The sequence below is a fragment of the Synechococcus sp. WH 8016 genome (assembly GCF_000230675.1).
Lineage (GTDB): Bacteria > Cyanobacteriota > Cyanobacteriia > PCC-6307 > Cyanobiaceae > Synechococcus_C.
On sequence record NZ_AGIK01000005.1, the window covers coordinates 82,874 to 103,886 of the forward strand.

Below are 21,013 nucleotides of genomic sequence, written 5' to 3' on the forward strand. Positions count from 1 at the left end.
TAGAAAGCACTTCATTTAGAACACGGCAGCAGAGCGAAGGCGTTTGGAGCCACGATCAGCTTCCTGTTCCAACGCGAGATGCAGCACCTTGGAGTGAGGATCCTGGCGGACTTGAAACCCCAAATCGTCTTTAGGTAAGCCATCAATAAGAACGCGGTTTTGGGCTGTGCCCCCTGGTCTGATCACACCATCGAGGCCATAGGCGGGCCCGCAGCGCATCAACACCTGGCCCCGCCAAATGGGTGAAGGCGCTGCTCCCACGCTGTAAACAATGGTTGGAGCAGAAGCCTGAGACTTGCTGCCATCCAGCCCAATCGCGAGCACCGGCTGACGGCCAGCCATGCCGCAGGGCCATTGATCGGAATTAACAGGATCCACCTCCCAGCTAGAGCCAATCGCCAACTCATCACGTATCAACTCCAGGGTGCGCCGTTGCTGCGCTGATTCACGCAAACGGCTCGCCATGCTGCTGCCAAGGCGCAAATCAGCACCGATCAGCTGCAGGAGCACCACAAACAGCAGACTGCCAAGGCTAAGGGAGAGCAGCAGCTCGATCAGCGTGAAGCCTTTCTCAACTCGTGTTTCAGGAATTCGCTTGATCATCGACTTAGCTCGCAGCGACATCTGGCAAACAACGGCTACTCAAAAGACGCCCTCCATTGGAGGGAAGGGGAGCCTGATAGGAACCAATCCGGCTCACGCCTAAGGGCAAACTCACCACCAAACAACGCGCTTTCGCCAAGCGCTGATGACTGAGCACGGCAATCCCACCATCCAAAAGCAAACCATTGGCGGTGAAGCGCAACACCGCCGGCAGATTCGTGTTTAAGGCAACAGGCCCCTGCTCAAAAGCTTCCTGCAAGGCCATGCCAAGTCCAGGGCAGGGAGGAATGGCACCAGGCTGAATCCCTTCATCAGGAGCCGCGAATCCTGCCTCGCTCAAAGAAAGTCCACAAGCTGTTTGCTCACGCCGAGCCATGCTCCGGGCCCGGTCCAAACCGACCTGCAAGCGGCGAGCACTGGCATCGAGCTGAAGCTGATCGCGATCGCCGCGACCCGTCACGAATGGAATCGACGCCAACATCCCCACCAAGCTCACCACCATGAGTTGCTCGATCAAGCTCATGAACTCACCTCTTCCTGCTTGCACAGGCCATAGGCAGCAGGGGTAAACAGCAAACGCCTCTTCAAGGGAGGCATTACGTGCTGAGAAGTCGCACTGAGCTCAAGCCAATGGCCAAGGCCCTGGGAATCAACACTCCAACGGCTGCTCACATCAGAGCCCAGCAGCATGCGCTCAGCAACGAATGCCTCTAAAGCTTCAGGGTTAAACCTGCAATCAGCTGAAGTTGAATCGATCACGACAGACGCTGCCGCATCCGACTGCAGCCAACGATCAGTCGCGATCCGAGCCGTCTCCAGCTGAAGAGACAACGCATCCAATTGCTTGGCACGTTGAATTTCGCTCGCAGCCTGATTCCACACTCTAAGAGCAGCACTGCTGCTTCCAGCCAACACAACCGATGAGACCACCACTTCTAGCAAGCTCATCACTCACCCTTCAGCTGAGGAACGCGAGCCTGCAACCCCACATCACTGATGCCCAGGACCGCAGGAGCAAGAGGATCAAGCGCAAGTCGGAAGCTTCCGGTTTGGCCATCCGCTATTTGCAATCGCAACGCCCCGTTTTCACCATGGGGAGTCCAATCGAGCAGGGACCATAGCTTCTCTCCCACCACACCACGACTCAGCTGGGATGGATCGGATGCTTTGCAAGCGTGAACGGCAGCAGGCCAATCCGTTGCGGCCCATCGCAACAAACAAGACTCCGGCCCATGGGAAGCAACAACAAAGGCCTGGGCCGCAGAGCGCAACTGATCGGCGACCTGCGCATGCCGAGTAGAAGCATGGATTCTCAAACGCTTCTGGAGACTGAGGGTATGAATCGAGGCACTGCCCAGCAACAACACCGCTGAAGCAGTCATCGCCAGCGGCAACACGAATCCAGCCTGTGATAGGGGGCTACCCGTTAACCGAAAACTCAAAGCTTTCAAACGCAGCTGGATGAAGCATTCCCCGGAGCAGCGCCGTATCTTTCAGAAACCTGGTATGCCCGCCATGCCGCAGGAACAACCCAACAGGCTGCTGATCGTCGACGACGATCCAGAGCTACTGCGCTTTCTCCTGGAAGAGTTCAGCAGCGAAACAATGGAATGTATTGCTGCAAACTGCGGAGCTGATGCACTGATGCATCTCCGTCAGAGCAGCTTCGATCTCGTTCTACTGGATTGGACACTTCCAGACTTTGAGGGCATTGAGATCTGCCGGCGGCTACGCAGCAGCGGTGACACCACACCCGTTCTGATGCTCACAGCCCGCGATGATCTGGACGAAAGGGTGCGAGCGCTTGATCTGGGCGTCGACGATTACCTCACCAAACCCTTCGAATTAAAGGAATTGCACGCCCGTGTACGCGCAAGATTGCGCCGAGGCCAGTATGCAAGCGCTGAACGCGTCAAAGACAGCCTCAACCTGGGAGATCTGCACATCGACCTGATCGAACATCAAGTTCATAGAGGAGATAGGGCGTTGTCACTCTCCCAGCGTGAGTTCGAGCTGCTCGCTCACCTCGTTAAGCACACCGGCGAGGTTCAAACCCGGCAACAAATTTTGGAAAGCGTTTGGGGAAAGCCGTTTGTAGGGGATCCCAACTCGCTAGATGTCTACATGGGCTACTTACGCAAGAAGGTGGAAGCCCAAGGAGATCCGCAACTGCTACACACCGTGCGCGGTGTGGGCTTTATGGCACGAGTTGGCGATCCGAAATCTTGAAGCGCAACTGGAGATCAGCCCCACCTCCTGGGGCATCGCCGATCAGCAACTCGCCCTGCATCGCCCGCATCAAGTCATGGGCGATGGCCAGACCAAGGCCACTGCCCTGGGTTCCAGTCGCCGTGCGTCCGCGGGCAAACCGCTCCAACACCTGATTGCGTTCCGCTACGGGGATGCCGGGCCCTTGATCGCGCACATGCAGCGTGACGCCAGTGGAGTATCCCGACACTCCCAGCTGAACGGCACCATCTGAATAGCGCAAGGCGTTCTCCACCAGGGCGGCCAGGCATTGATGCACCCGATCAGCATCAGCATGAATAAGTGGCAAATCATCCTGAACAGGAGGCGCCAAACTCAATCGATCGGGAGCCAGACCCTGCAGGCGTTCAAACGCCCGCAGCAGCAATGCCTCAGGCTCGAGCTCAATAACCGCCAAAGCGAGTCGCCCGGCATCAACGCGGGCGAAGTCGAGCATCACCGAAATCAATTCACCCAGCCGCTTTGCTTCAGCAGCGATCAAGGCAACCGCAGCTGGGGAGTTCTGCGAAGGCTCAGCCTGAAGACGCTGGGCATGGATAGAGATCACCGTTATCGGCGTGCGCAATTCATGGGCGACGCCATCCACAAAGCGGCGTTCACGCTGCCATGCCTCCGCCAAACGTGTTTGTAGCTGATTAAAGGCCTCCACGATGGAGCGAAATTCGCTGGGCTGCTCAGCAGGATTCAGCACATGGCTGCCGAGCGAATCAGCCTCCAACTGCTCCAATTCATGGGTGAAGCCCCGCAAGGGCTGAATCAAGCCCCGCCAGATCACGAGCCGCAACAGGGCGGAGGTGAACAGCACCGACCCTCCGGCCACTGCGATCAACAGCAGCAGATCCCTCTGACTGCGAGCAACCGAGGCCGTTATGTCTTGCCGCACTTCCAGAACAGATGCCTGCTGGCTCGGTGAGTCCAACGGCGTTCGACTGATCAACCAGACACGACCATCCGCCGAACGAATGGTTTGCGGAGGAACAACGAGGCGCGTCTTGATCCACTCCGCCTTCACCCCCAACCCCGGAGGCAGAGGCAGGGTGACCCTTCCATCGCGCAACCCATCAGACAAAGCAGCCACAAGTAGCTGGTGACGATCAAGACGTTCGGATTCAACAAACCCGCGACTGACCGCAAACAGCAGGCTATAACCGGCGACCACCGCCAACAGGGAACTGGACTGAAGCCAGACCCGTAAAGAGGGAAGTGATCGGGAAGCCAAAATCTGAGAGAAAACCTAAGAACGCTCTTAGGGAAGCTTTAGCCAACTCTGGCTTCCCAGCAAATGGATTAAGTCATGGTTGTGATGTCAGCACCACCGGTGCAAAACCACATCACTCATTATTGCCATGACGAAGCTAAACAGCCGGCTGCAACTGGCACTCCTCAACCGCAAAAAAGGCCGCAATCTGCTCGAGAAGGGCTTCACCTTGGTGGAGCTGATGATCGTGATTGTGATTGTGGGAATCCTTTCTGCAGTTGCACTTCCAAGCTTTCTGAACCAAACAGTGAAAGCCAAGGCAACAGAATGCACGACAAAATTTGGTGCGATGCTCTCACAGATAGCAGCAGAGGCACAGATTTCTACAGGCGATGCAGACACCCTGGCAGCAGCACTTGTTAGCTCCGGCGACACAAATTCACTAATTTGCGATTTTACTATCACTCCTATTGAGGACGGAACCGGAAGCATTTACACAGGCTCAGTCGCAGGCAAGGGGGAGCTATTAAACAAGTATTTAGCAAAAGGATGTGTCAACTACTCGAATTCAAAACGTGTGATTAAATCGGCTACTAGCAACACAGACAGCCCTCCAACAATAGCCGATGCAGATATAAATTGCACATAAAACAAATTTAGAGAAACAGGACGCCTGGCAAGGAATCCTGGTTCTCTAAAGTCAACACACGAAAGGGGCGAAGAATGAGATGCAGTTCACCTCAGAAAATTCCCAAAGAAACGAATCAGATGATGGGTTTGTCCTCCCACTTGTCATCACCGTTGGCCTCATCCTTACGGTTGGAGGCTTTGCACTCTTAACACGAGTCTTCGGCGGGTTCATGGGCTCCATTCGTTCAGAACAAGCACGTCAAGCCAGGGAGATCGCCGAGGGAGGCATGGCCGAAACCATTGAGAATCTAAATCGAAAATTTAACTATTTACTGATCAACTGCTACGACCCCAGCATCAGCGATAACGGTTGGCAGTCCGCAGACCAATGCCAAAACATTGTATTTAGGATCGACTCAGGCAAAGCGGTAGGACTCTGGAACTCACCACGATATCCAAGTTCCGTATGCCCAGGAGTACAAAGAGAGAGTTACAACCAATTCAGCAAATTAATTGATACACCAAAAGGAGAATATCGAGTTCTTCGCTATATCTTTGATGGCACCCAATTTTACGGTGGAAAAGGAACGCTGAGTATCGAAGGAACAAGACGCTCAAGTGACAACCGTATTCTTGCAACATCAGTGATTGAGCAAACATTTGAAGTAAAGCCAAAAAACTGTGGTTCCAATTTCAAAGGAAATGCAAACAATAGTGGGTTCCCCGGGCTGTTAGCTAGTGAAATCAACCTCGGGAATAACGATGTAAAAGGATCCATCTCTGGCAACATCCTCTGCACAGGCTGTGAGTATGCAGACCCATTAAATCCTCAACCAGGAGAGGAGTTAGCTCTTATTCAAGCAAACACAAACAATGCTGAAGTGGATGGTGAAATCTTCATCGGTGAAATCACCATGCCCGATGTCTGGCCCATTCCAGACAAGATCCGCAAGGCCATCACCCAAGTTACGGATGATGAAGACAATCCAATTATCCGCAGCCTGCAAGAAAACATCAATAAGGAATCTGGGACAAACACCTATAAGATTAGTTCTCAACCAGTTCCGCAGGCAGGCGAAAGCGAGCTCAGCAATGGTGGAATGTGCGCCACAGATGAAGCTAATCCCGCTCTTGCCGCTGGTGAACCGATCACATACTGCATTGTCTCCAGCATCGTTCTCTCCAGCACAGAACAATTAGAAGTCGATACAAGCAGAGGCCCCGTGAAGCTGTATGTGACTGGTGATGTAGATGTAGGAGGGCAGCGCAGCCTCAAACAAACCAGAAGTGATGGACTCAGCACCACGGCATTTCGCTTGGGTCTCTTTGGATTGAATGAGGCCCAATGTTCCAAAGAACGTATAAATAATTCGTCATTTCAGCAGAATGTGAAGCTCGCCGGTGTTTCGAAAACCAAAAAGAAAAATAACGGAGGAGAAGAACCAAAGGCAGCGAATGTGTTTGTGCATTTTCCGTGCGGGAAGGTGGGCATTAGTGGTGGTGCTCAAAACGAGGCTGAGTGCAACACCACCGACGAATCGATCACACCAGAGAATGCCTTGGAGGGGCAGGTCCCCTACGGTGACTGCGGCGGGGGAGACATCCGAGGTGTGGTTTGGGCGGAAGAATGGGATGGATCCGGCTCAAACAATGCACAGCTGGTTGTACCTAGCAACGCCGCAGATGATGGACTCCGCGAACAGGGATTTGAATACGCCATCAGCGTGAAGGATTACGTCGCCATCGGCACCAACAGCTGGTTTGGATTCGGAGGAGTCCCCAGGCCATGAATAATCACAGAGTTATTCACAATGGTTTCAGCCTTCCGGAGTTGATGGTGGTGGTGGCGATTGTGGGAATTCTCAGTGGCATCTCCATCGCCAGCTTCGATCGCAACTACAAACAAGAAGTCCTAAAGCGAGACAGCCGAGAAGCCTCAACCTGGCTCAGGGAAGTAAAAAGCAAAGCCGTTCAGCAAAACAGGATTTGCGAAGTCACGATTGATCGATCCCTAGGGACGGCAACCCAAACCAATCCCAGCGATTCGGGCTTAGCTGCCGCCGATCGCTGTGAGCAACTCGGAGACTATTCCTTTAGAGCACCAATCTCAACACTCATCAGCGATAACCAATGCCTATGGGATGACAACACCAACAAACTTCTGATCAGCTTCACCGCCCGCGGAACACTTCCCTGCGGAGGGGAGATACGCCTCACCGATACCAAATACAGCACAACACGCTGCGTCAAGCTCGTCTCACCCCTCGGTGTGATTCGAGAAGGTCCTGAACAACAAGGAATATGCAATTACGCCAACTCCTATTAACAAAGGGCTTCACACTGGTGGAGTTGATGGTGGCCAGCGTTATCGGGCTACTTACAACCACAGTGGCCGGTCAAGTCATGCTGAATCACTTCGAAACATCGGAAAGAGCAGAGGCCTTCCAGCGTCACCGGGAAAACTGGACACGAGCAGCAAACTTCATTGAGGCCGAAGTGGCACTATCTGAATCAATCATCACCGATGGCACAAAGGTGACAATTCCAGCAAGCTGCAAATCGGTTTTCAATCAAGACCAAACTCAATTCAAATTCGCTCTGAATATTCGTCAAGATATTCACCAATCAATCTACGCCGTTCGCCCATCGGAGGAAGGCTGGCTGAAACCCAACACCCTTTGGAGGTGCGGCCCTTCCTTTGACCAGTATGGAAATTACCTCTCCATTGAAGAAGAAGTCAATGAAGGACCGATCGCTCAAATTCTCCTTGATGGTCTCGATGACAATGACAGTCACAATGGTTTTGAAGTCAGAGAATCAACATCACCAGGAAAATTACTCAATTTCAAACTGTCGATGGTTAAGCGCAATCAACGCAACCAGAATGTGCAGTTCAGTTACAGCAATCAAGGCAGCACCAGAACACGAATCAGCCCCCTTTATTCCAGGCCCACATCCGGCAGTCTCTGCACTGCATCGAATATGGCAAAGTTCAGCCCAAAGCCAGGGAGCTCGAGCACAGATTTCAAGGTGAATTTAAGCGTAAATGACCTTACTCCTGGCCAGGACGTGTTGATTTGTGGGAAAGGACTTGTAACCGCGATCCATGGAAGTGATTACGACGATATCATTGAAAGTGGGGCTAATGAATCAACAACGATCTACGGCTGCAACGGCAATGATGTCCTGGAAGGAACAATCGCAAACGACTCGTTAAGAGGTGATGACGGAAGCACATCAAACTGCCCAGATGGCATCAAAATTGATGGTGATGATATTTTGATAGGCAATGGAAATAATTCCACCAATCCAGAAATCCTCATTGGCGGGAATGGATTCAACCGCTATATACCAGGCATAGGAAATGCAAGTGTCATAGGAGGAGACAATCTTGACATTGTTTTCTTCGATAAACCAGTTCAATTTACTGATGAAAATACTACAACAACTAATTACACCTTTACAGCCAAATCAGGGGGGATTTGTAATCGGTCTCAGTGCACCGTAAAAGACATCACGAACAACCCACAACTCGAATACACCCTAGAGAATGTGGAGATCTTAATCTTTCCCGACCAACGCAAAGACCTAGAATAACAACAATGATCGGGCGAAAACTCATCAAATTCTCAGGAAACAATCATCGAATACTCCGCAAGGCCCATCGCAGCAATCACCTAATCAAAGGACGCTAGTCACAAATAAAGCTAGAATAGCAATATCAGTCAGTGAAGCAACTGCCATTTGGCACATTGCTTTCACCTTCGATGACCCTTACCGAATCGCTAGTTTCATCGTTCCTCCTGATGCTGTTTGCTGGACAGTCAGGCAGAGTGTTCACGTATTCAATGGAAGCTGCTGGCAAGACAAAAATACGCGATCAAGTTGCACTGGTCATCGCCAGCGACCTTGAGCATATGCGTAACCAGGTCAATCTATGGAAAACAGTGGGCACAAACTTGAACAGCAATGGTTTACCCCTCAATGGAGAAATGAGCTACGAGCCAACCGCTGCCATGTGTTTAAATAACACTCTTGCAAAAGATCTTCTCAACGATAACGTTTTTTCCGGCCAAGGAATCCTTAACAACACAGAAAGCGAAACAACGATCGTAAAAACCATTGTAGTGCCAAGTACAGATATCGAAATAACACGCACGATCTCGAGCGAGGCTAAAAACTACAACCTCCTCAATATCCACTACAAGATCAATGCACAATCGCTTAAGCAAAGTGATCAGAGAACAACCCTAATGATGCCAGCACAAGCTTGGTGTCCGTAACGAAAACCAGCAAGAAGATTAAGGTGTTTGATTCAGCTTCAACACCGCCATGAAAGCCTCCTGCGGTACATCTACCTTACCCATTGCTTTCATCCTCTTCTTACCTTTTGCCTGTTTCTTCAACAGTTTCTTCTTGCGCGAAATATCACCGCCGTAGCACTTGGCAAGCACATCCTTACGGATTGCACTAATACTCGTACTGGCAATAATCCGGCTACCGATGGAAGCCTGCAAAGGAATCTTAAATTGTTGGCGAGGAATCAATTCCTTGAGCTTTTCAACTAAGCCCTTGCCCACGTTATAGGCCTTATCGCGATGCACGATCGTGGTAAGAGGATCAGCTCTTTCCGCATTGATCAACACATCCAAACGCACAAGCTCGTTCTTGCGATATCCAATCAGGTGGTACTCCATCGAGGCATAACCCTGGGTGCGGGTCTTCATTTGATCGAAGAAATCAGTCACAACTTCCGCCAAGGGCAATTCATAGATCAAGGTCACCCGTTCCTTGGTGATGTACTTCATATCGATATAGTCACCCCTTCTCTCCTGGCACAGTCCCATCAAGGCCCCGTTGAACTCATTCGGCGCATAAATCTCCATGCGCACATAGGGCTCCTCAATCGATTCACGCTGCTGAGGATCCGGAAGTGTGGCCGGATTATCCACCAAGATTTGCTCACCATTGGTGAGGTTTACGGTATAAATCACCGATGGAGCGGTAACAATCAGGTCTAGGTTGTATTCGCGTTCCAGCCGCTCCTGCACGATCTCCATGTGCAACAAACCAAGGAATCCACAACGGAATCCAAAGCCCATTGCACTGCTGGTTTCGGGTTCAAATTTCAGCGCTGCATCAGAGAGCTGCAATTTGTGCAGAGCTTCGCGTAAATCCGGGTATTGATCGGCTTCCGTCGGAAACAAACCACAAAACACCATCGGCTTGGCTTCTGCATAGCCAGGAAGCGGGGCATCAGCGGGCTCATTGACCAGGGTGATCGTGTCGCCCACACGGGCATCAGCCACGGCCTTGATCGATGCCGCGAGGTATCCCACCTCTCCGGCGTGGAGCTCATCCACCTTTTTCTCATCCGGAGCCATGATCCCGACTTCATCGAGTTCATAGGTTTTGTTGCTCGCCATGAGCAACACCTTGTCTTTGCGAGTAATCCTGCCGCTCATCACACGGAAGTAAACAATTACGCCGCGATAAGGGTCGTAATAGGAATCAAAAATCAAAGCTTTCGTGGGCTCCTTCACCGTGTCGGCAGGAGGTGGCACCCGATCCACCACCGCTTGGAGAATTTCAGGAACGCCCATCCCTGTTTTGGCAGAGCAAGGGATCGCATTCGAGCAATCCAAACCGATAATTGCCTCGATCTCCTCCTTGATCCGATCCGGGTCGGCCCCAGGCAGATCAATCTTGTTGAGCACAGGAATGATCTCAAGATCGTTCTCCAGCGCCATATACACGTTGGCCAAGGTCTGAGCCTCAACGCCCTGGCTTGCATCCACCACAAGCAAGGCCCCTTCACAGGCCTGCAGGCTGCGGCTCACCTCATAGGAGAAGTCCACATGACCAGGTGTATCAATGAGGTTGAGGACATACTCCTCACCATCCGCCGCCTTGTAGTTCATGCGGGCAGCCTGGAGCTTGATCGTGATCCCCCGTTCCCGCTCCAGCTCCATGTTGTCGAGGAACTGCTCTTGCATATCCCGATTGGCCACCGTGCCGGTGTCTTGCAGCAAACGGTCGGCCAACGTCGACTTGCCATGGTCGATGTGGGCAATGATGCAGAAGTTGCGAATCCTTTTGACGGGAGCGTCGGTCATGCGGTTGGCGAAATCCCGGCTCGGGCTTCAGAAGGCAATGCGCCAATCCTAAGGAGCCGCCACCAATTCGAAGACAGAAACGCTGGATGCTCTCAACCTGGATTCTGCAATTGCTGGCGATCGGTTCCTAATTGATTCGAACCTCCTACCTCAATTTCTCTCAAGGGTTCAGCAGAGCTATTCCCACAATCGTTGTGCTCGCCGCTTTCTCCACCTCGATGCTGTTGGTCTCTCGCGTGCTGCAAACCATTCCTTCCTCTCGGCATCACCCACGCCCAGTGAAGTGGAATTGGGTTCGTGAATCTCACAGGAAAGCATCCCTGAACGCAGCCATGGATCTCCCGCCCATGCCCCTTGAATGGATCAAGGCTTCCCTAGGCATGGCCGCAGCTCTCAGCATGGCGGCACCTTTCGCCCCATCAGCCATGGCAACCCAAACGGAGAAGCCCACCCAATTCGTTCCTGAGGGTCACAAGGGAATGGTTTGCATGGCAATCGCACCTCAGTGCATGACCAAAAAGCAGTGGGCGGCCTATTGCCTTGCACAGAGCGATTTGATCGAATCCAAAAGTTGCCGTGACGCACTCGATCGACCCGGCCCAAACCCAGAAAAGAACTGACGACCCTGGCCCAGCTGGGAGTGAATGCCGACCACGACGAAGCCAGCTCTCAAGGCCGCCGATCAACGTCAAGTTCAACGCCTAGTTAGCTCGCAATCTGCAAGCCAAGCAGGGCATCACTGCGATCTCGGCTGCGCTGAAGGAGCTCTCTATCCGCATTGAGATCTTGCCCATAGCTCGGCAATAACGCTTGCAAACGCTGCTGCCACGCTTGCGAAGCCAAGCGATCAGGAAAACAGCGTTGAAGAATTTCCAACATGATCGTGACGGAGGTGCTCGCCCCAGGAGAGGCACCAAGCAGGGCAGCCAACGAACCATCGCCAGAGGCAACCACTTCCGTGCCCAATTGCAAACGGCCTCCAGTGGGGGTGCGTTTGATGATCTGAACGCGCTGACCAGCCACCGACAAAGCCCAATCATCGGCGCGCGCCGTTGGGAGAAAAGCCTTTAACGCCTCCATCCGATCCTCACTGCTTTGGCGCAGTTGATTTACGAGATAACGAACCAGGGGGATGTTGTTGACCCCAACTTGAAGCATGGGCAACACATTGGAGGTGCGCACAGAACGAGGAAGATCCAGCAAGGACCCCTGCTTCAAAAACTTGCTGCTAAAGCCTGCATAGGGCCCAAACAATAGGGAGCGACGGCCATCGATCCAACGGGAGTCGAGGTGGGGCACCGACATCGGTGGAGCCCCCACCTTGGCTTTGCCATACACCTTGGCGAAGTGATGCTCTGATAAATCCGGGTCATTGCAGACAAGCCATTGGCCGCTCACGGGGAACCCGGCATAAGCGGCCGCTTCAGGAATGCCCGAACGTTGAAGGAGAGGTAGGGCCCCACCACCGGCACCGAGAAACACAAACGGCGTCATCACGTCGCGGCGTCCAGAGGGGCCACGCAATTGCAGCTCCCAGCCCTCTGCGCGGCGGTTGAGATCAGACACCGAAGTGCCGAACACCAAATCAAGGGCCCCCGACGCTTGCAAGGGAACAAACAGAGAGCGAGACAAAGCCCCAAAATCCACGTCTGTGCCGCGCTCAATCCTGGTGGCCGCAACGGCCATTTGAGGATCTCGCCCGGCCATCACGAGCGGAATCCAAGAAGCGAGCTCAGCCTCATCACGGCTCCACTCCATGGCCGCAAAAGCAGGCAGCGGCTTCAACTGCTCATAGCGCTGGCGCAGGTAGGCCACATCGCCCTCACCCCACACAAAACTGATGTGGGGCACGCGGTGAATAAACCCAGAGGGATCTAAGCGACCCTGCTCACATAGGGACGACCAAAACTCGAGGCTGCACTCAAAACTGGCATTGATCGCCAGCGGTTTTGCCGTTGAAACTGTGCCATCAGCCAGAAGAGGCGTGTAGTTGAGCTCACAGTTGGCAGCGTGGCCCGTGCCAGCGTTATTTCCCGCAGCACTGCTTTCTAAAGCGGGTGCCTCTAACCGTTCAACAACCAACAACCGCAAGTCTGGATCGAGTTCATGCAGGAGGGTTGCCAGGGTGGCACTCATGATCCCAGCACCCACGAGCACAACGTCGTAGCGGTCCAAGGGGCGAACAGATCTGCTATCGACAGGCTATGAGGCCGAGCGACTTGGGAATGCCTAGAATCACATCAATCTGAAAATTGAGCGATGAGCACCGAGACCATGGCCCTCACCAACGAGAACGTGGAAAAGGTGCTCGATGAACTCCGCCCCTTCCTGATGGCCGATGGCGGCAACGTGGAAGTGGTCGAGATCGATGGTCCAATCGTGAAAGTTCGCCTCCAAGGCGCTTGCGGAAGCTGCCCGAGCAGCACGATGACCCTAAAAATGGGAATCGAACGCAAGATGCGCGAATCGATTCCTGAGGTGAGCGAAGTGGTCCAAGTTCTCTGATCGCAAGCACATCAAACATCGCATCGAAAAACTCAGAACAATTCATTGAAGCTGGCATTCAATTGCAGCTACTGGACGCCAATCAATAACTCTAAAAAGTATTTTCATCGCAGCCAATCCTTCAGTGAACCGGCCACAGTGTGGCAGTCATTCGGCATATGTCGGGATGCTTTGGATCTCTTCGATTCTCTGCGTGACTGCGATTGCCAGTGCGCATTGGCTCGCAGGCAAGGTGGCAACACGACCTGATCGCGAACAGATGCGCTGGGCCTCCTTTGGAGGCGGAGCGGGAATGGCCTACGTATTTGTGCATTTATTGCCAGAACTTGCCAGTCATGGACAAGCCTTATCCCTAGCCCCAGGGATGGAAAGCTTTGCCCCTTCCCCTATTACAGAGGCATTGCTATTTCTGATCGCCCTGGCAGGAATCATGGTGACGTACAGCCTTGATGTGCTCGCCACCCATGAGCGCAAGGCTGGCAGTATTGCGAGATCACTGCACACGCTTAATTTCGCTGCGATCAGCTACCTCTATGCCTATTCGCTTCCGTCCCTGATCAGCACCGGATTGGCCTATGGAATCTTGTTCACCATCGCCATCAGCGCCCATGTCCTCCTAGCCGATCGGACCATGGATGCTCGGCATCCAGCCATCTACAGAACACGCATGCGCTGGGTGGGAACCGCTGCCCTGGTGTTGGGGCTGTTGCATGCAGCACTCCTCCACCCCGTGGACGACCTCCATCTCGCTATCGCCACAGCATTTCTGGGAGGGGGACTGCTCATGGCCGTGTTCCGAGAAGAACTCCCGGCCATTGATCGCGCCCGTCTTGGTTGGTTTGTGGCTGGCACCGCATCAATGACCAGTCTTCTCCTTCTCGCACTCACCCATGCCACGCACTGAGGATGAATTGGAAGCCACGAATCCTTCACGCAGAAAGAGGGATGCCTCAGCCGTAGCGCGTTGACCGGGTAAAAAGTCACGTAAAAAGAGCTGCCCACAATGAATCATTCCAGGCACAACATGCAAAGCCACATCATGTCCTGCTGTTTTTAAAATTGAAAAACAGGCGATCGCATCACTGAGCAACACTTCACGATCACCAACCTGGAATAATGTACGGGGATAAGAGCTGTAATCCTGCTGCAAGCAATCAAGATCTCGTGAATCATATGAACCATCCTCTGGCAAATAATGGGAAGAGATGGCCTCCAGTCGCTGCAACGACACCAGATCATCCTTGGCATTAAAAGCAACAGATTCTCTCCCATAGCGGAAGTCCATCACCCCTGCCATCACCAACGCCACAGCGGGCATCGGCAAGCCCTTGCTCTTACAGCGATGCAGCAACTGCGTCACCAATGTGGCCCCAGCAGAAATTCCTGTTACACCAATCGCCTCTGCTCGATAGCCCTGCGCTAATAACCAGCGATAAGCATCTTCCACATCATCGAGAGCAGCTGGAAAACAATCATTCGGGCACAAACGATAATCAACCCCTAGAAAACTGATCCCTGAATCCTCTACAAGTGAGGCAATCAATTGCAAGTGATCATCCGTCGATCCCATGGTGTATCCCCCACCATGGAAAAACAAACACACATTTTTGCTACGGCCCGAGGGAGGATCAATCCAGGTGTAGAACGTTCCCTTCATAGGAGAACAACGCACACGCCTTACAACATCCGTCTGAAAGCTTCGATAGAGCGCAGAAAAAGCTTGTGACATGGCCTCAAGCTCAGACCCCCCCAAGCTCACACGTTGCAAAAACAGTGCCTTCAACGCTGAAGAATCCATGGGTTGAAGCCACAACCCTCTCTGTTTAGCCAGAGGGGTCAGTCAGGGCTGTGCATTGGGATCCAGTGAAGGACAGGTCTTCGCATGGAAATCACAGGCATAGATGGTGGACTTCTGCCAACCGAGCGGAATCTCGAGAAGGTCGCGAGTCCCCGTGAGGCCTTGCGTCAAAAACAGCAAGGCCGCCAGCACGTTGGCGGTGACATGCATGCGACGCATGCGAATGTCGCGCAGGATCTCAGCGCGAGCTCCCAGGGAAAACAACATCAAGCCCGTCACGCCAACACCAGCCCAGTAATGGGACTGCCAAAACGCAGGCGTAAGGGGATTATCCGAAAGCCGCCAAACCTCAGGCTGGGCGCCAAGCCCCAACACTCCGGCCCAGGTAATGAGAGAAAAAGCCAACCTCAATCCGGGCCTCTTGCAACGCCAAAGGGCCAGGAGGCTCACGATCGTTCCAACCAACACCAGCAACAGCTGGATTGCACGCCCCAGCCCCCCTTGGAACTCAGCGACAGGAACCTTCGTGCCAATCACAACAGAGAGGGCAATCAACACCACCATCACCACAGCCGCTGCAAGCCAACGACCCAGGTCGCTGTGGTCGCGCCCAACCGTGACGGGGAGATTCTGTTTCTGGAGCCGTCGTGCACGCGTCTGGACGGCCAAGCGCACCACCACACCCACCAGTGGATAAACCAAAACCACGGCAAGGAAAGGATGCAAGATCCACAACCAATCAACGCCGGCCATCACCAACAGAGCACCAACGCAAAACGTAGCCACGCTGCCAAAACATGCCGACGCCACCTGCAAGGCATCGTCGTTGCCCTCAAAGGCTCAATGGTGCCGAGCAAAAAGGGACAAAAAAGCAACATCAAGACAACGCAATCGCGTCGTTAGCAAAACGATTCACACAACAATTCCCCTCAAAATCATCCACAAATGAATGGCCAAAACCATGCTTAATCACTGGCGCAAGTCCTGGTAGATAGCTTGGTGCTCATCAGAAGCCTCTCGTGATCCATACCTGATCGACAACCATGGACATTCGAAACTCCCTTCGCGATCTCTGTCCAGCACTGGGCAACAAGATCTACTTCAACTACGGCGGTCAGGGACCGTTGCCTACGCCTTCATTGGAGGCCATGACCCAAAGCTGGCAGCGCATCCAAGAACTGGGGCCCTTCACTACAGATGTGTGGCCGTTTATCAGTTCAGAAACAAACAAAACGCGTGCGTTGCTCAGTCGCATGTGTGGTGTGGCACCTCATCGCCTTGCTCTCACCGAAAACGTCACCAGCGGTTGCGTTTTGCCGCTTTGGGGACTTCCCTTTGAAGCAGGTGATCGCCTCCTAATCAGTGATTGCGAGCACCCAGGAGTCGTAGCTGCATGCCATGAACTTGCCAGACGGGAACACCTAGAGGTCGACACCCTTCCTGTTCAGCAGTTCAGGCAAGGACGTGAGGCCCAACAGGACACCGACGCAGGCGTTCTTCAAGCTTTGGAGGACTCTCTACAGCCACGCACCAAAGTGGTGGTGCTATCTCATCTGCTATGGAACACCGGGCAGCTGATGCCCATCCCTGCGGTGGCAGAGCAGCTTGATCAGCATGCCCAGCAACCTTTTCTGCTCGTGGATGCAGCTCAAAGCATGGGTCAAATTCCTGTGGGAGCAGCAGCGCAGGCAGCTGATATTTATGCATTCACTGGCCACAAATGGGCGTGCGGTCCCGAGGGGCTTGGAGGTGTGGCCTTATCAGAAAGAATTCTCAACCAAGCCAATCCAACCCTGATTGGCTGGCGCAGCCTGCGCGATGAAACACGCGCCGTGATCGATGATCCAGACCCGTTTCACCACGACAGCCGGCGCTTTGAAATCGCAACGAGCTGTGTGCCATTGATGGCAGGGCTGCGTCAATCGTTGGGCTTGCTCGCTAGTGAGGCGAACGAGCAACAACGCCTCCAAACCATCCAATCTCTAAGCGGCGAGCTCTATAGAAAGCTGAATGAGCTTCCAGGAACCACTCCCTTACTCGAAGGGGAGCCCCCCGCAGGATTGGTGAGCTTCCAGCTCAACGATTCATGCTCCCGAAGCACAACTGACATCGTAAAAATACTTGGTAGCAAAGGGATTTGGATCCGCAACCTGGAAGAACCCATCTGCCTAAGAGCCTGTACCCACATCACCACAGAAGAACGCGAACTCACATCCTTCCTGAAGGCTCTTCAAGAGCTGACCGGCATCTAATCCTTAAGCCCCTGCAGGTATTAAGTACCAAGACGTCACCACAGCAATTGAGCAAAACAACACCATCGAAAGCGGCCAAACCTCATCTAAGAATTCAAGTCTTTTCGAAAGATTATCGCGCGCCTCTCCAAGCGGCATACTTTCCATATCGGCATAACGACGTCCAATCCATACCAACAAAACAAACGCAAACAAAGTAACCACATAAGCAATCACATAGACCTGATCTAGAAACGTTAGGAAGGGAAGATCAGGAAGTTCTCCTCGATAGACCTGCTGTAAGAAAACCAAAGTCAACAAAACTGTTACCGGAATTCCGGCTCGAGCATCTTGTTCGTCTGGACGAATTTTAAAGACCAGTAGGACCATCACCATGACCACCAACAAAGGCAACATCAAGCGCCAAAAAGAGGACCAAGATGAGGTTCCAAACGTAATATCATAAAGAATTAGACTATAGTCTCGATCAAGTCCACCCAGGCCAAAATTGGTAGCATAATTATGGCGGTACTCAGCAATCGACCAGCCTCGATTCAACCAACCAATGATTCCCGTACCTGCATAGAGACCCATCCCGCTATTACGACTATCAGGTTCAAAACGTAGTGTTCCATAGCCAAGACCACCAGCTACATCATCAGCCTCGATCGCAATCGGCAAACTAATTGTAAGGAAAGGAAAATGTCTAAAGCTTGCTCGATCGATATAAAAACGTCCAACATAAGTATAAAGTTGATAGTAGGTACCATCAGACAAAATTGCTGGCTTATCTTGAACAGGATGCAACACAGGATCCGCGTCAGACAACAACGCATTCAGCAACGAAATATGCTCTTGCAAATCCGTATTATTAGCCTCCAAATAATCCTGAAGAGGCTGTTTCCAACGCATCCATACATAACCGTTCGATGAAAAGCTAGGAATACTTAAATCTAAATCATAGGTACTATTTGAATACACCCCGATCTTTACATGATATTGCGCATCATCCAAGGCATCAATATCAGCTTGAATTTCACCTCCACCCAAAGACTCTCCTCGCTGAGAACTCCAACCATCACGAGGAAGACGATCCACTGATGTCGTCAAAGCACGAGAAGCTGAAGAAAGGCGCAGGGAATCACGACCTGGCACTTGATCAACATTTAAACTGGTGACTCCAACGATAGAAAGCAAGGCTGCCAGAACAACTGACGCGATCGCCAAGATGTTCCACTTTCTCCGTCTTCGAACCTTCGTCATGAAAAAAAAAGCAGCGAATCAAACAAGTGTGTTACAAGCTAAGCCAATAGCAACGATTCTTCGTAGAAATACCCTGGTAGCGATTGGGCTCAGTCTATCGATCGCCTCCACATCAGCCCAACAAAAAGAATCCCAAACATACACTGATAGCAAAAGCACGATCCTCCTCGGTCAATCCTTACCACTGAGCGGACCTTCAGCTCAAATCGGGAAAAAATATCAAGCTGGAGCGCAAGCATGGTTTAACGAAGTGAATCGTCAGGGAGGAATCAATGGAAAAAAAATCCGCTTGATCAGCCTCGACGACCAGTATGAGCCTGAGCAAACCATCAGAAACACGAAAACCCTGCTGGACCGCCCCAACCTTCTCGCCTTATTTGGGTACGTAGGCACACCAACAACAAAAGAGATCCTTCCCGTCATTGAAAAAAGAAAAGTCCCTCTCATTGCCCCCCTAACAGGCGCTTCAATCCTGCGAGACAACGAATTGAACATGGTGGTGAATTTAAGGGCCAGCTATCAAATGGAAATCGATAAAATTGTGGATAGTCTTGTTCGAAATGCGAGACAGAAAATAGCCATTATTTATCAAGATGACGCCTTCGGGAAAGATGGACTTAAATCTGCAGAATCAGCGCTAAAAAGGCACGGCCTAAAACCATATGCAATCTCCACAGTTCAAAGAAACTCTGCACAAATACAATCAGCACTTCAAATCCTGACGTCAAGCCGACCAAACGCCATCATCATCATCTCGACATACGTCAGCTCGGCAGCATTAAGCAAAGAGTTACTGCAACGAGATATAAAAGCCCAGATCATGAATGTGTCTTTTGTTGGCACCAGAGCTCTGGAACAATCACTGCCTGTAGGACAAGCCAATGGCATTGGGGTTAGCCAAGTCGTCCCCTTTCCCTGGGACCGCTGGATTCCTATTGTCGCGGAGTATCAACGCCTCATGCGCGTAAACAATCCTTCAGCCCGATTTGGATTCACAAGCCTGGAAGGATTTATGGCTGCCAAATTAATCACAGAAGGTATCAAAAATGTCCAAGGGCCACTCACAAAAGAAACTCTCCTCACAAGCCTTAAGTCGATTAAAAAAGTAGACTTGGGAGGATTTCAGCTAGACTTGTCCAGCAATAACAAGCAAGCTAGCAATTACGTTGAGCTCACATTTTTTGGAGCACAACAATGGGAGCCTTAACTTCTGCCGTAGCAAGGATCTCAACCCCATTTAACCATCAAACAATACATGCGCTCAGGCCTTCATAAAGTCGACGAACTCATACCCCAAAGCTTGATATCCTCCTTCGTCCAATCCGGACGCTGGAAGCTGATTCCAGCGCTACTCATGCTGGGGATAACACAGCTGGCCTCGATGCAGGGTTGGCCAACTCTGCTTTGTTTCATTGTTTCAGCGACAGGCATCATTCCGATCGCCCTGTTGCTTAGCGATGCAACGGAAGAGATTGCAGAACATAGCGGACCAACGATTGGAGCCATCTGCACCGCAGTGTTTGGCAATTGTGCTGAATTTATTATTGCCCTATCGGCTCTAAGATTGGGCCTTATTGATGTGGTCAAGGCAAGTATTACTGGAGCGATTCTCTCCGATCTACTCCTCGTTACGGGCGTGGCGATGCTTGTAGGTGGATTGAAGTACAGCGAACAAAGTTTTCAGGAAACCATGGTTCGCACCAACGGTGCGGCCATGACCTTAGCTGTCATGGCGATGGCCCTACCTGCATCCCTCATCAGCACATCAGGAATCGATGATCCCGTCGCAATTCATGGCCTATCAATGACTGTTGCGGCAGTCCTTATTATCATTTACTTCCTAACACTAATATTCTCGCTCGCGACCCATAGCCATCTGTTTAACCCCCAACACAGCCATAATGATGACGCTGATGCACCTCAGGAAGCAGCAAAAAAAATAAACTTAGCGCCCTGGATTATTCAATTAATCGTTAGCACAGCGTGCTTGGCTTACCAATCGGAGAGCTTTGTACATTTTTTAGAACCTGCCACAGAACAGCTCGGATTCAGTGCCCTATTTACCGGAATCATCATCATTCCGATCATTGGGGGGTTTTCAGAGTATGTGCCTGCCGTTAAAGGAGCCTTAAAAAATCAAATGGATCTCCCCATCTCCTTAGCGATGGGATCCAGCTTGCTTGTTGCCCTACTAATCACCCCATCACTGATCATGATTGGATCTGTGATCGGTCAGCCCATGGATCTTGACTTCACAGCCTTCGAAGTCATCGCGCTCATCTTTAGTGTCTTAATTGTAAATCTTGTGAATATGGACGCAAAATCGAATTGGCTGGAAGGTGTTTTACTCCTGGGAATGTTTTCGATTTTCGGAGCAGCTTTTTACTATTACCCAAGCTAG

At 51.9% G+C, this 21,013-nt stretch carries 22 protein-coding genes; 12 read left to right on the top strand and 10 right to left on the bottom strand.

Going from position 1 to position 21,013, the window contains the following annotated elements:
- Positions 1 to 15: 15 nt before the first annotated feature.
- Genes SYN8016DRAFT_RS11990 through SYN8016DRAFT_RS12005 form a run of 4 tightly spaced genes read right to left on the bottom strand, consistent with a single transcriptional unit; the run spans position 16 to position 1,985 of the window.
- Complete coding sequence (locus tag SYN8016DRAFT_RS11990; RefSeq protein ID WP_253909871.1) at positions 16 to 624, bottom strand: prepilin-type N-terminal cleavage/methylation domain-containing protein; 609 nt, start codon at positions 622 to 624, stop codon at positions 16 to 18.
- Entirely contained in the window at positions 608 to 1,126 is a 519-nt protein-coding gene (locus tag SYN8016DRAFT_RS11995; protein ID WP_006854684.1) for a GspH/FimT family protein, read from the bottom strand. The genes SYN8016DRAFT_RS11990 and SYN8016DRAFT_RS11995 overlap by 17 nt, the downstream gene beginning before the upstream one ends.
- On the bottom strand, positions 1,123 to 1,551 hold the full coding sequence (locus tag SYN8016DRAFT_RS12000) for a hypothetical protein (protein WP_006854685.1): 429 nt from the start codon (positions 1,549 to 1,551) through the stop codon (positions 1,123 to 1,125). Before SYN8016DRAFT_RS12000 ends, SYN8016DRAFT_RS11995 begins: the two co-directional genes overlap by 4 nt.
- Positions 1,551 to 1,985 (bottom strand): hypothetical protein, encoded by a 435-nt coding sequence (locus SYN8016DRAFT_RS12005; RefSeq protein WP_006854686.1) that lies wholly within the window; start codon positions 1,983 to 1,985, stop codon positions 1,551 to 1,553. Before SYN8016DRAFT_RS12005 ends, SYN8016DRAFT_RS12000 begins: the two co-directional genes overlap by 1 nt.
- 79 nt (positions 1,986 to 2,064) lie before the next feature.
- On the opposite strand from SYN8016DRAFT_RS12005, the gene SYN8016DRAFT_RS12010 reads away from it, so the two are divergent.
- Complete coding sequence (locus tag SYN8016DRAFT_RS12010; protein WP_006854687.1) at positions 2,065 to 2,832, top strand: response regulator transcription factor; 768 nt, start codon at positions 2,065 to 2,067, stop codon at positions 2,830 to 2,832.
- Here SYN8016DRAFT_RS12010 and SYN8016DRAFT_RS12015 read toward each other — a convergent pair.
- The gene (locus tag SYN8016DRAFT_RS12015) at positions 2,801 to 4,090 is read right to left on the bottom strand and encodes a HAMP domain-containing sensor histidine kinase (RefSeq protein ID WP_038014729.1); all 1,290 of its coding nucleotides are present in this window, start codon (positions 4,088 to 4,090) and stop codon (positions 2,801 to 2,803) included. The two genes, SYN8016DRAFT_RS12010 and SYN8016DRAFT_RS12015, sit on opposite strands and share 32 nt — an antisense overlap.
- Positions 4,091 to 4,217: 127 nt before the next feature.
- Here SYN8016DRAFT_RS12015 and SYN8016DRAFT_RS16000 point away from each other — a divergent pair, with 127 nt between their 5' ends.
- From SYN8016DRAFT_RS16000 to SYN8016DRAFT_RS12040, 5 genes are all read left to right on the top strand, one after another.
- Positions 4,218 to 4,718: a type IV pilin protein gene (locus SYN8016DRAFT_RS16000; protein WP_006854689.1), complete on the top strand. Its 501-nt coding sequence runs from the start codon at positions 4,218 to 4,220 to the stop codon at positions 4,716 to 4,718.
- A gap of 211 nt (positions 4,719 to 4,929) precedes the next feature.
- Positions 4,930 to 6,489 (top strand): hypothetical protein, encoded by a 1,560-nt coding sequence (locus tag SYN8016DRAFT_RS12025; protein ID WP_141561504.1) that lies wholly within the window; start codon positions 4,930 to 4,932, stop codon positions 6,487 to 6,489.
- The gene (locus SYN8016DRAFT_RS12030) at positions 6,486 to 7,025 is read left to right on the top strand and encodes a Tfp pilus assembly protein FimT/FimU (protein ID WP_006854691.1); all 540 of its coding nucleotides are present in this window, start codon (positions 6,486 to 6,488) and stop codon (positions 7,023 to 7,025) included. Before SYN8016DRAFT_RS12025 ends, SYN8016DRAFT_RS12030 begins: the two co-directional genes overlap by 4 nt.
- Positions 7,001 to 8,296, top strand: a complete 1,296-nt coding sequence (locus SYN8016DRAFT_RS12035; protein ID WP_006854692.1) for a prepilin-type N-terminal cleavage/methylation domain-containing protein — start codon at positions 7,001 to 7,003, stop codon at positions 8,294 to 8,296. The genes SYN8016DRAFT_RS12030 and SYN8016DRAFT_RS12035 overlap by 25 nt, the downstream gene beginning before the upstream one ends.
- A gap of 170 nt (positions 8,297 to 8,466) precedes the next feature.
- Entirely contained in the window at positions 8,467 to 8,982 is a 516-nt protein-coding gene (locus SYN8016DRAFT_RS12040; protein ID WP_006854693.1) for a hypothetical protein, read from the top strand.
- Positions 8,983 to 9,000: 18 nt separating this feature from the next.
- On the opposite strand, the gene lepA is transcribed toward SYN8016DRAFT_RS12040, so the two are convergent.
- The gene (gene lepA, locus SYN8016DRAFT_RS12045; protein WP_006854694.1) at positions 9,001 to 10,815 is read right to left on the bottom strand and encodes a translation elongation factor 4; all 1,815 of its coding nucleotides are present in this window, start codon (positions 10,813 to 10,815) and stop codon (positions 9,001 to 9,003) included.
- Between the two features lie 131 nt (positions 10,816 to 10,946).
- On the opposite strand from lepA, the gene SYN8016DRAFT_RS15870 reads away from it, so the two are divergent.
- A complete protein-coding gene (locus SYN8016DRAFT_RS15870) occupies positions 10,947 to 11,435 on the top strand; it encodes a hypothetical protein (protein ID WP_253909872.1) in 489 nt (162 codons plus the stop codon).
- 85 nt (positions 11,436 to 11,520) lie between these two features.
- Here the strand turns inward: SYN8016DRAFT_RS15870 and SYN8016DRAFT_RS12060 are convergent, their stop codons facing one another.
- Positions 11,521 to 12,990: a malate:quinone oxidoreductase gene (locus SYN8016DRAFT_RS12060; protein WP_006854697.1), complete on the bottom strand. Its 1,470-nt coding sequence runs from the start codon at positions 12,988 to 12,990 to the stop codon at positions 11,521 to 11,523.
- An 84-nt stretch (positions 12,991 to 13,074) separates the two neighbouring features.
- On the opposite strand from SYN8016DRAFT_RS12060, the gene SYN8016DRAFT_RS12065 reads away from it, so the two are divergent.
- A complete protein-coding gene (locus SYN8016DRAFT_RS12065; protein WP_006854698.1) occupies positions 13,075 to 13,320 on the top strand; it encodes a NifU family protein in 246 nt (81 codons plus the stop codon).
- 166 nt (positions 13,321 to 13,486) lie between these two features.
- Complete coding sequence (locus SYN8016DRAFT_RS12070; RefSeq protein ID WP_006854699.1) at positions 13,487 to 14,224, top strand: hypothetical protein; 738 nt, start codon at positions 13,487 to 13,489, stop codon at positions 14,222 to 14,224.
- Here the strand turns inward: SYN8016DRAFT_RS12070 and SYN8016DRAFT_RS12075 are convergent.
- Entirely contained in the window at positions 14,177 to 15,118 is a 942-nt protein-coding gene (locus SYN8016DRAFT_RS12075; RefSeq protein WP_006854700.1) for an alpha/beta hydrolase, read from the bottom strand. The two genes, SYN8016DRAFT_RS12070 and SYN8016DRAFT_RS12075, sit on opposite strands and share 48 nt — an antisense overlap.
- A 42-nt stretch (positions 15,119 to 15,160) precedes the next feature.
- The gene (locus tag SYN8016DRAFT_RS12080; protein WP_006854701.1) at positions 15,161 to 15,871 is read right to left on the bottom strand and encodes a DUF4079 domain-containing protein; all 711 of its coding nucleotides are present in this window, start codon (positions 15,869 to 15,871) and stop codon (positions 15,161 to 15,163) included.
- 290 nt (positions 15,872 to 16,161) lie between these two features.
- On the opposite strand from SYN8016DRAFT_RS12080, the gene SYN8016DRAFT_RS12085 reads away from it, so the two are divergent.
- Positions 16,162 to 17,370, top strand: a complete 1,209-nt coding sequence (locus tag SYN8016DRAFT_RS12085) for an aminotransferase class V-fold PLP-dependent enzyme (RefSeq protein ID WP_006854702.1) — start codon at positions 16,162 to 16,164, stop codon at positions 17,368 to 17,370.
- A 3-nt stretch (positions 17,371 to 17,373) separates the two neighbouring features.
- On the opposite strand, the gene SYN8016DRAFT_RS12090 is transcribed toward SYN8016DRAFT_RS12085, so the two are convergent.
- A complete protein-coding gene (locus SYN8016DRAFT_RS12090; protein ID WP_006854703.1) occupies positions 17,374 to 18,576 on the bottom strand; it encodes a hypothetical protein in 1,203 nt (400 codons plus the stop codon).
- Between the two features lie 34 nt (positions 18,577 to 18,610).
- Between SYN8016DRAFT_RS12090 and SYN8016DRAFT_RS12095 the strand changes: the two genes are divergently transcribed.
- On the top strand, positions 18,611 to 19,819 hold the full coding sequence (locus SYN8016DRAFT_RS12095) for an ABC transporter substrate-binding protein (RefSeq protein WP_006854704.1): 1,209 nt from the start codon (positions 18,611 to 18,613) through the stop codon (positions 19,817 to 19,819).
- Between the two features lie 48 nt (positions 19,820 to 19,867).
- A complete protein-coding gene (gene cax / locus SYN8016DRAFT_RS12100; protein WP_006854705.1) occupies positions 19,868 to 21,013 on the top strand; it encodes a calcium/proton exchanger in 1,146 nt (381 codons plus the stop codon).

Coding starts and splice junctions, on each gene's coding strand:
- SYN8016DRAFT_RS11990 (WP_253909871.1), bottom strand. CDS start 624: ATGTCGCTGCGAGCTAAGTCGATGATCAAGCGAATTCCTGAAACACGA.
- SYN8016DRAFT_RS11995 (WP_006854684.1), bottom strand. CDS start 1,126: ATGAGCTTGATCGAGCAACTCATGGTGGTGAGCTTGGTGGGGATGTTG.
- SYN8016DRAFT_RS12000 (WP_006854685.1), bottom strand. CDS start 1,551: ATGAGCTTGCTAGAAGTGGTGGTCTCATCGGTTGTGTTGGCTGGAAGC.
- SYN8016DRAFT_RS12005 (WP_006854686.1), bottom strand. CDS start 1,985: ATGACTGCTTCAGCGGTGTTGTTGCTGGGCAGTGCCTCGATTCATACC.
- SYN8016DRAFT_RS12010 (WP_006854687.1), top strand. CDS start 2,065: ATGAAGCATTCCCCGGAGCAGCGCCGTATCTTTCAGAAACCTGGTATG.
- SYN8016DRAFT_RS16000 (WP_006854689.1), top strand. CDS start 4,218: ATGACGAAGCTAAACAGCCGGCTGCAACTGGCACTCCTCAACCGCAAA.
- SYN8016DRAFT_RS12025 (WP_141561504.1), top strand. CDS start 4,930: ATGGGCTCCATTCGTTCAGAACAAGCACGTCAAGCCAGGGAGATCGCC.
- SYN8016DRAFT_RS12030 (WP_006854691.1), top strand. CDS start 6,486: ATGAATAATCACAGAGTTATTCACAATGGTTTCAGCCTTCCGGAGTTG.
- SYN8016DRAFT_RS12035 (WP_006854692.1), top strand. CDS start 7,001: ATGCAATTACGCCAACTCCTATTAACAAAGGGCTTCACACTGGTGGAG.
- SYN8016DRAFT_RS12040 (WP_006854693.1), top strand. CDS start 8,467: ATGACCCTTACCGAATCGCTAGTTTCATCGTTCCTCCTGATGCTGTTT.
- lepA (WP_006854694.1), bottom strand. CDS start 10,815: ATGACCGACGCTCCCGTCAAAAGGATTCGCAACTTCTGCATCATTGCC.
- SYN8016DRAFT_RS12065 (WP_006854698.1), top strand. CDS start 13,075: ATGAGCACCGAGACCATGGCCCTCACCAACGAGAACGTGGAAAAGGTG.
- SYN8016DRAFT_RS12070 (WP_006854699.1), top strand. CDS start 13,487: ATGCTTTGGATCTCTTCGATTCTCTGCGTGACTGCGATTGCCAGTGCG.
- SYN8016DRAFT_RS12075 (WP_006854700.1), bottom strand. CDS start 15,118: ATGGATTCTTCAGCGTTGAAGGCACTGTTTTTGCAACGTGTGAGCTTG.
- SYN8016DRAFT_RS12080 (WP_006854701.1), bottom strand. CDS start 15,871: ATGGCCGGCGTTGATTGGTTGTGGATCTTGCATCCTTTCCTTGCCGTG.
- SYN8016DRAFT_RS12085 (WP_006854702.1), top strand. CDS start 16,162: ATGGACATTCGAAACTCCCTTCGCGATCTCTGTCCAGCACTGGGCAAC.
- SYN8016DRAFT_RS12095 (WP_006854704.1), top strand. CDS start 18,611: ATGAAAAAAAAAGCAGCGAATCAAACAAGTGTGTTACAAGCTAAGCCA.
- cax (WP_006854705.1), top strand. CDS start 19,868: ATGCGCTCAGGCCTTCATAAAGTCGACGAACTCATACCCCAAAGCTTG.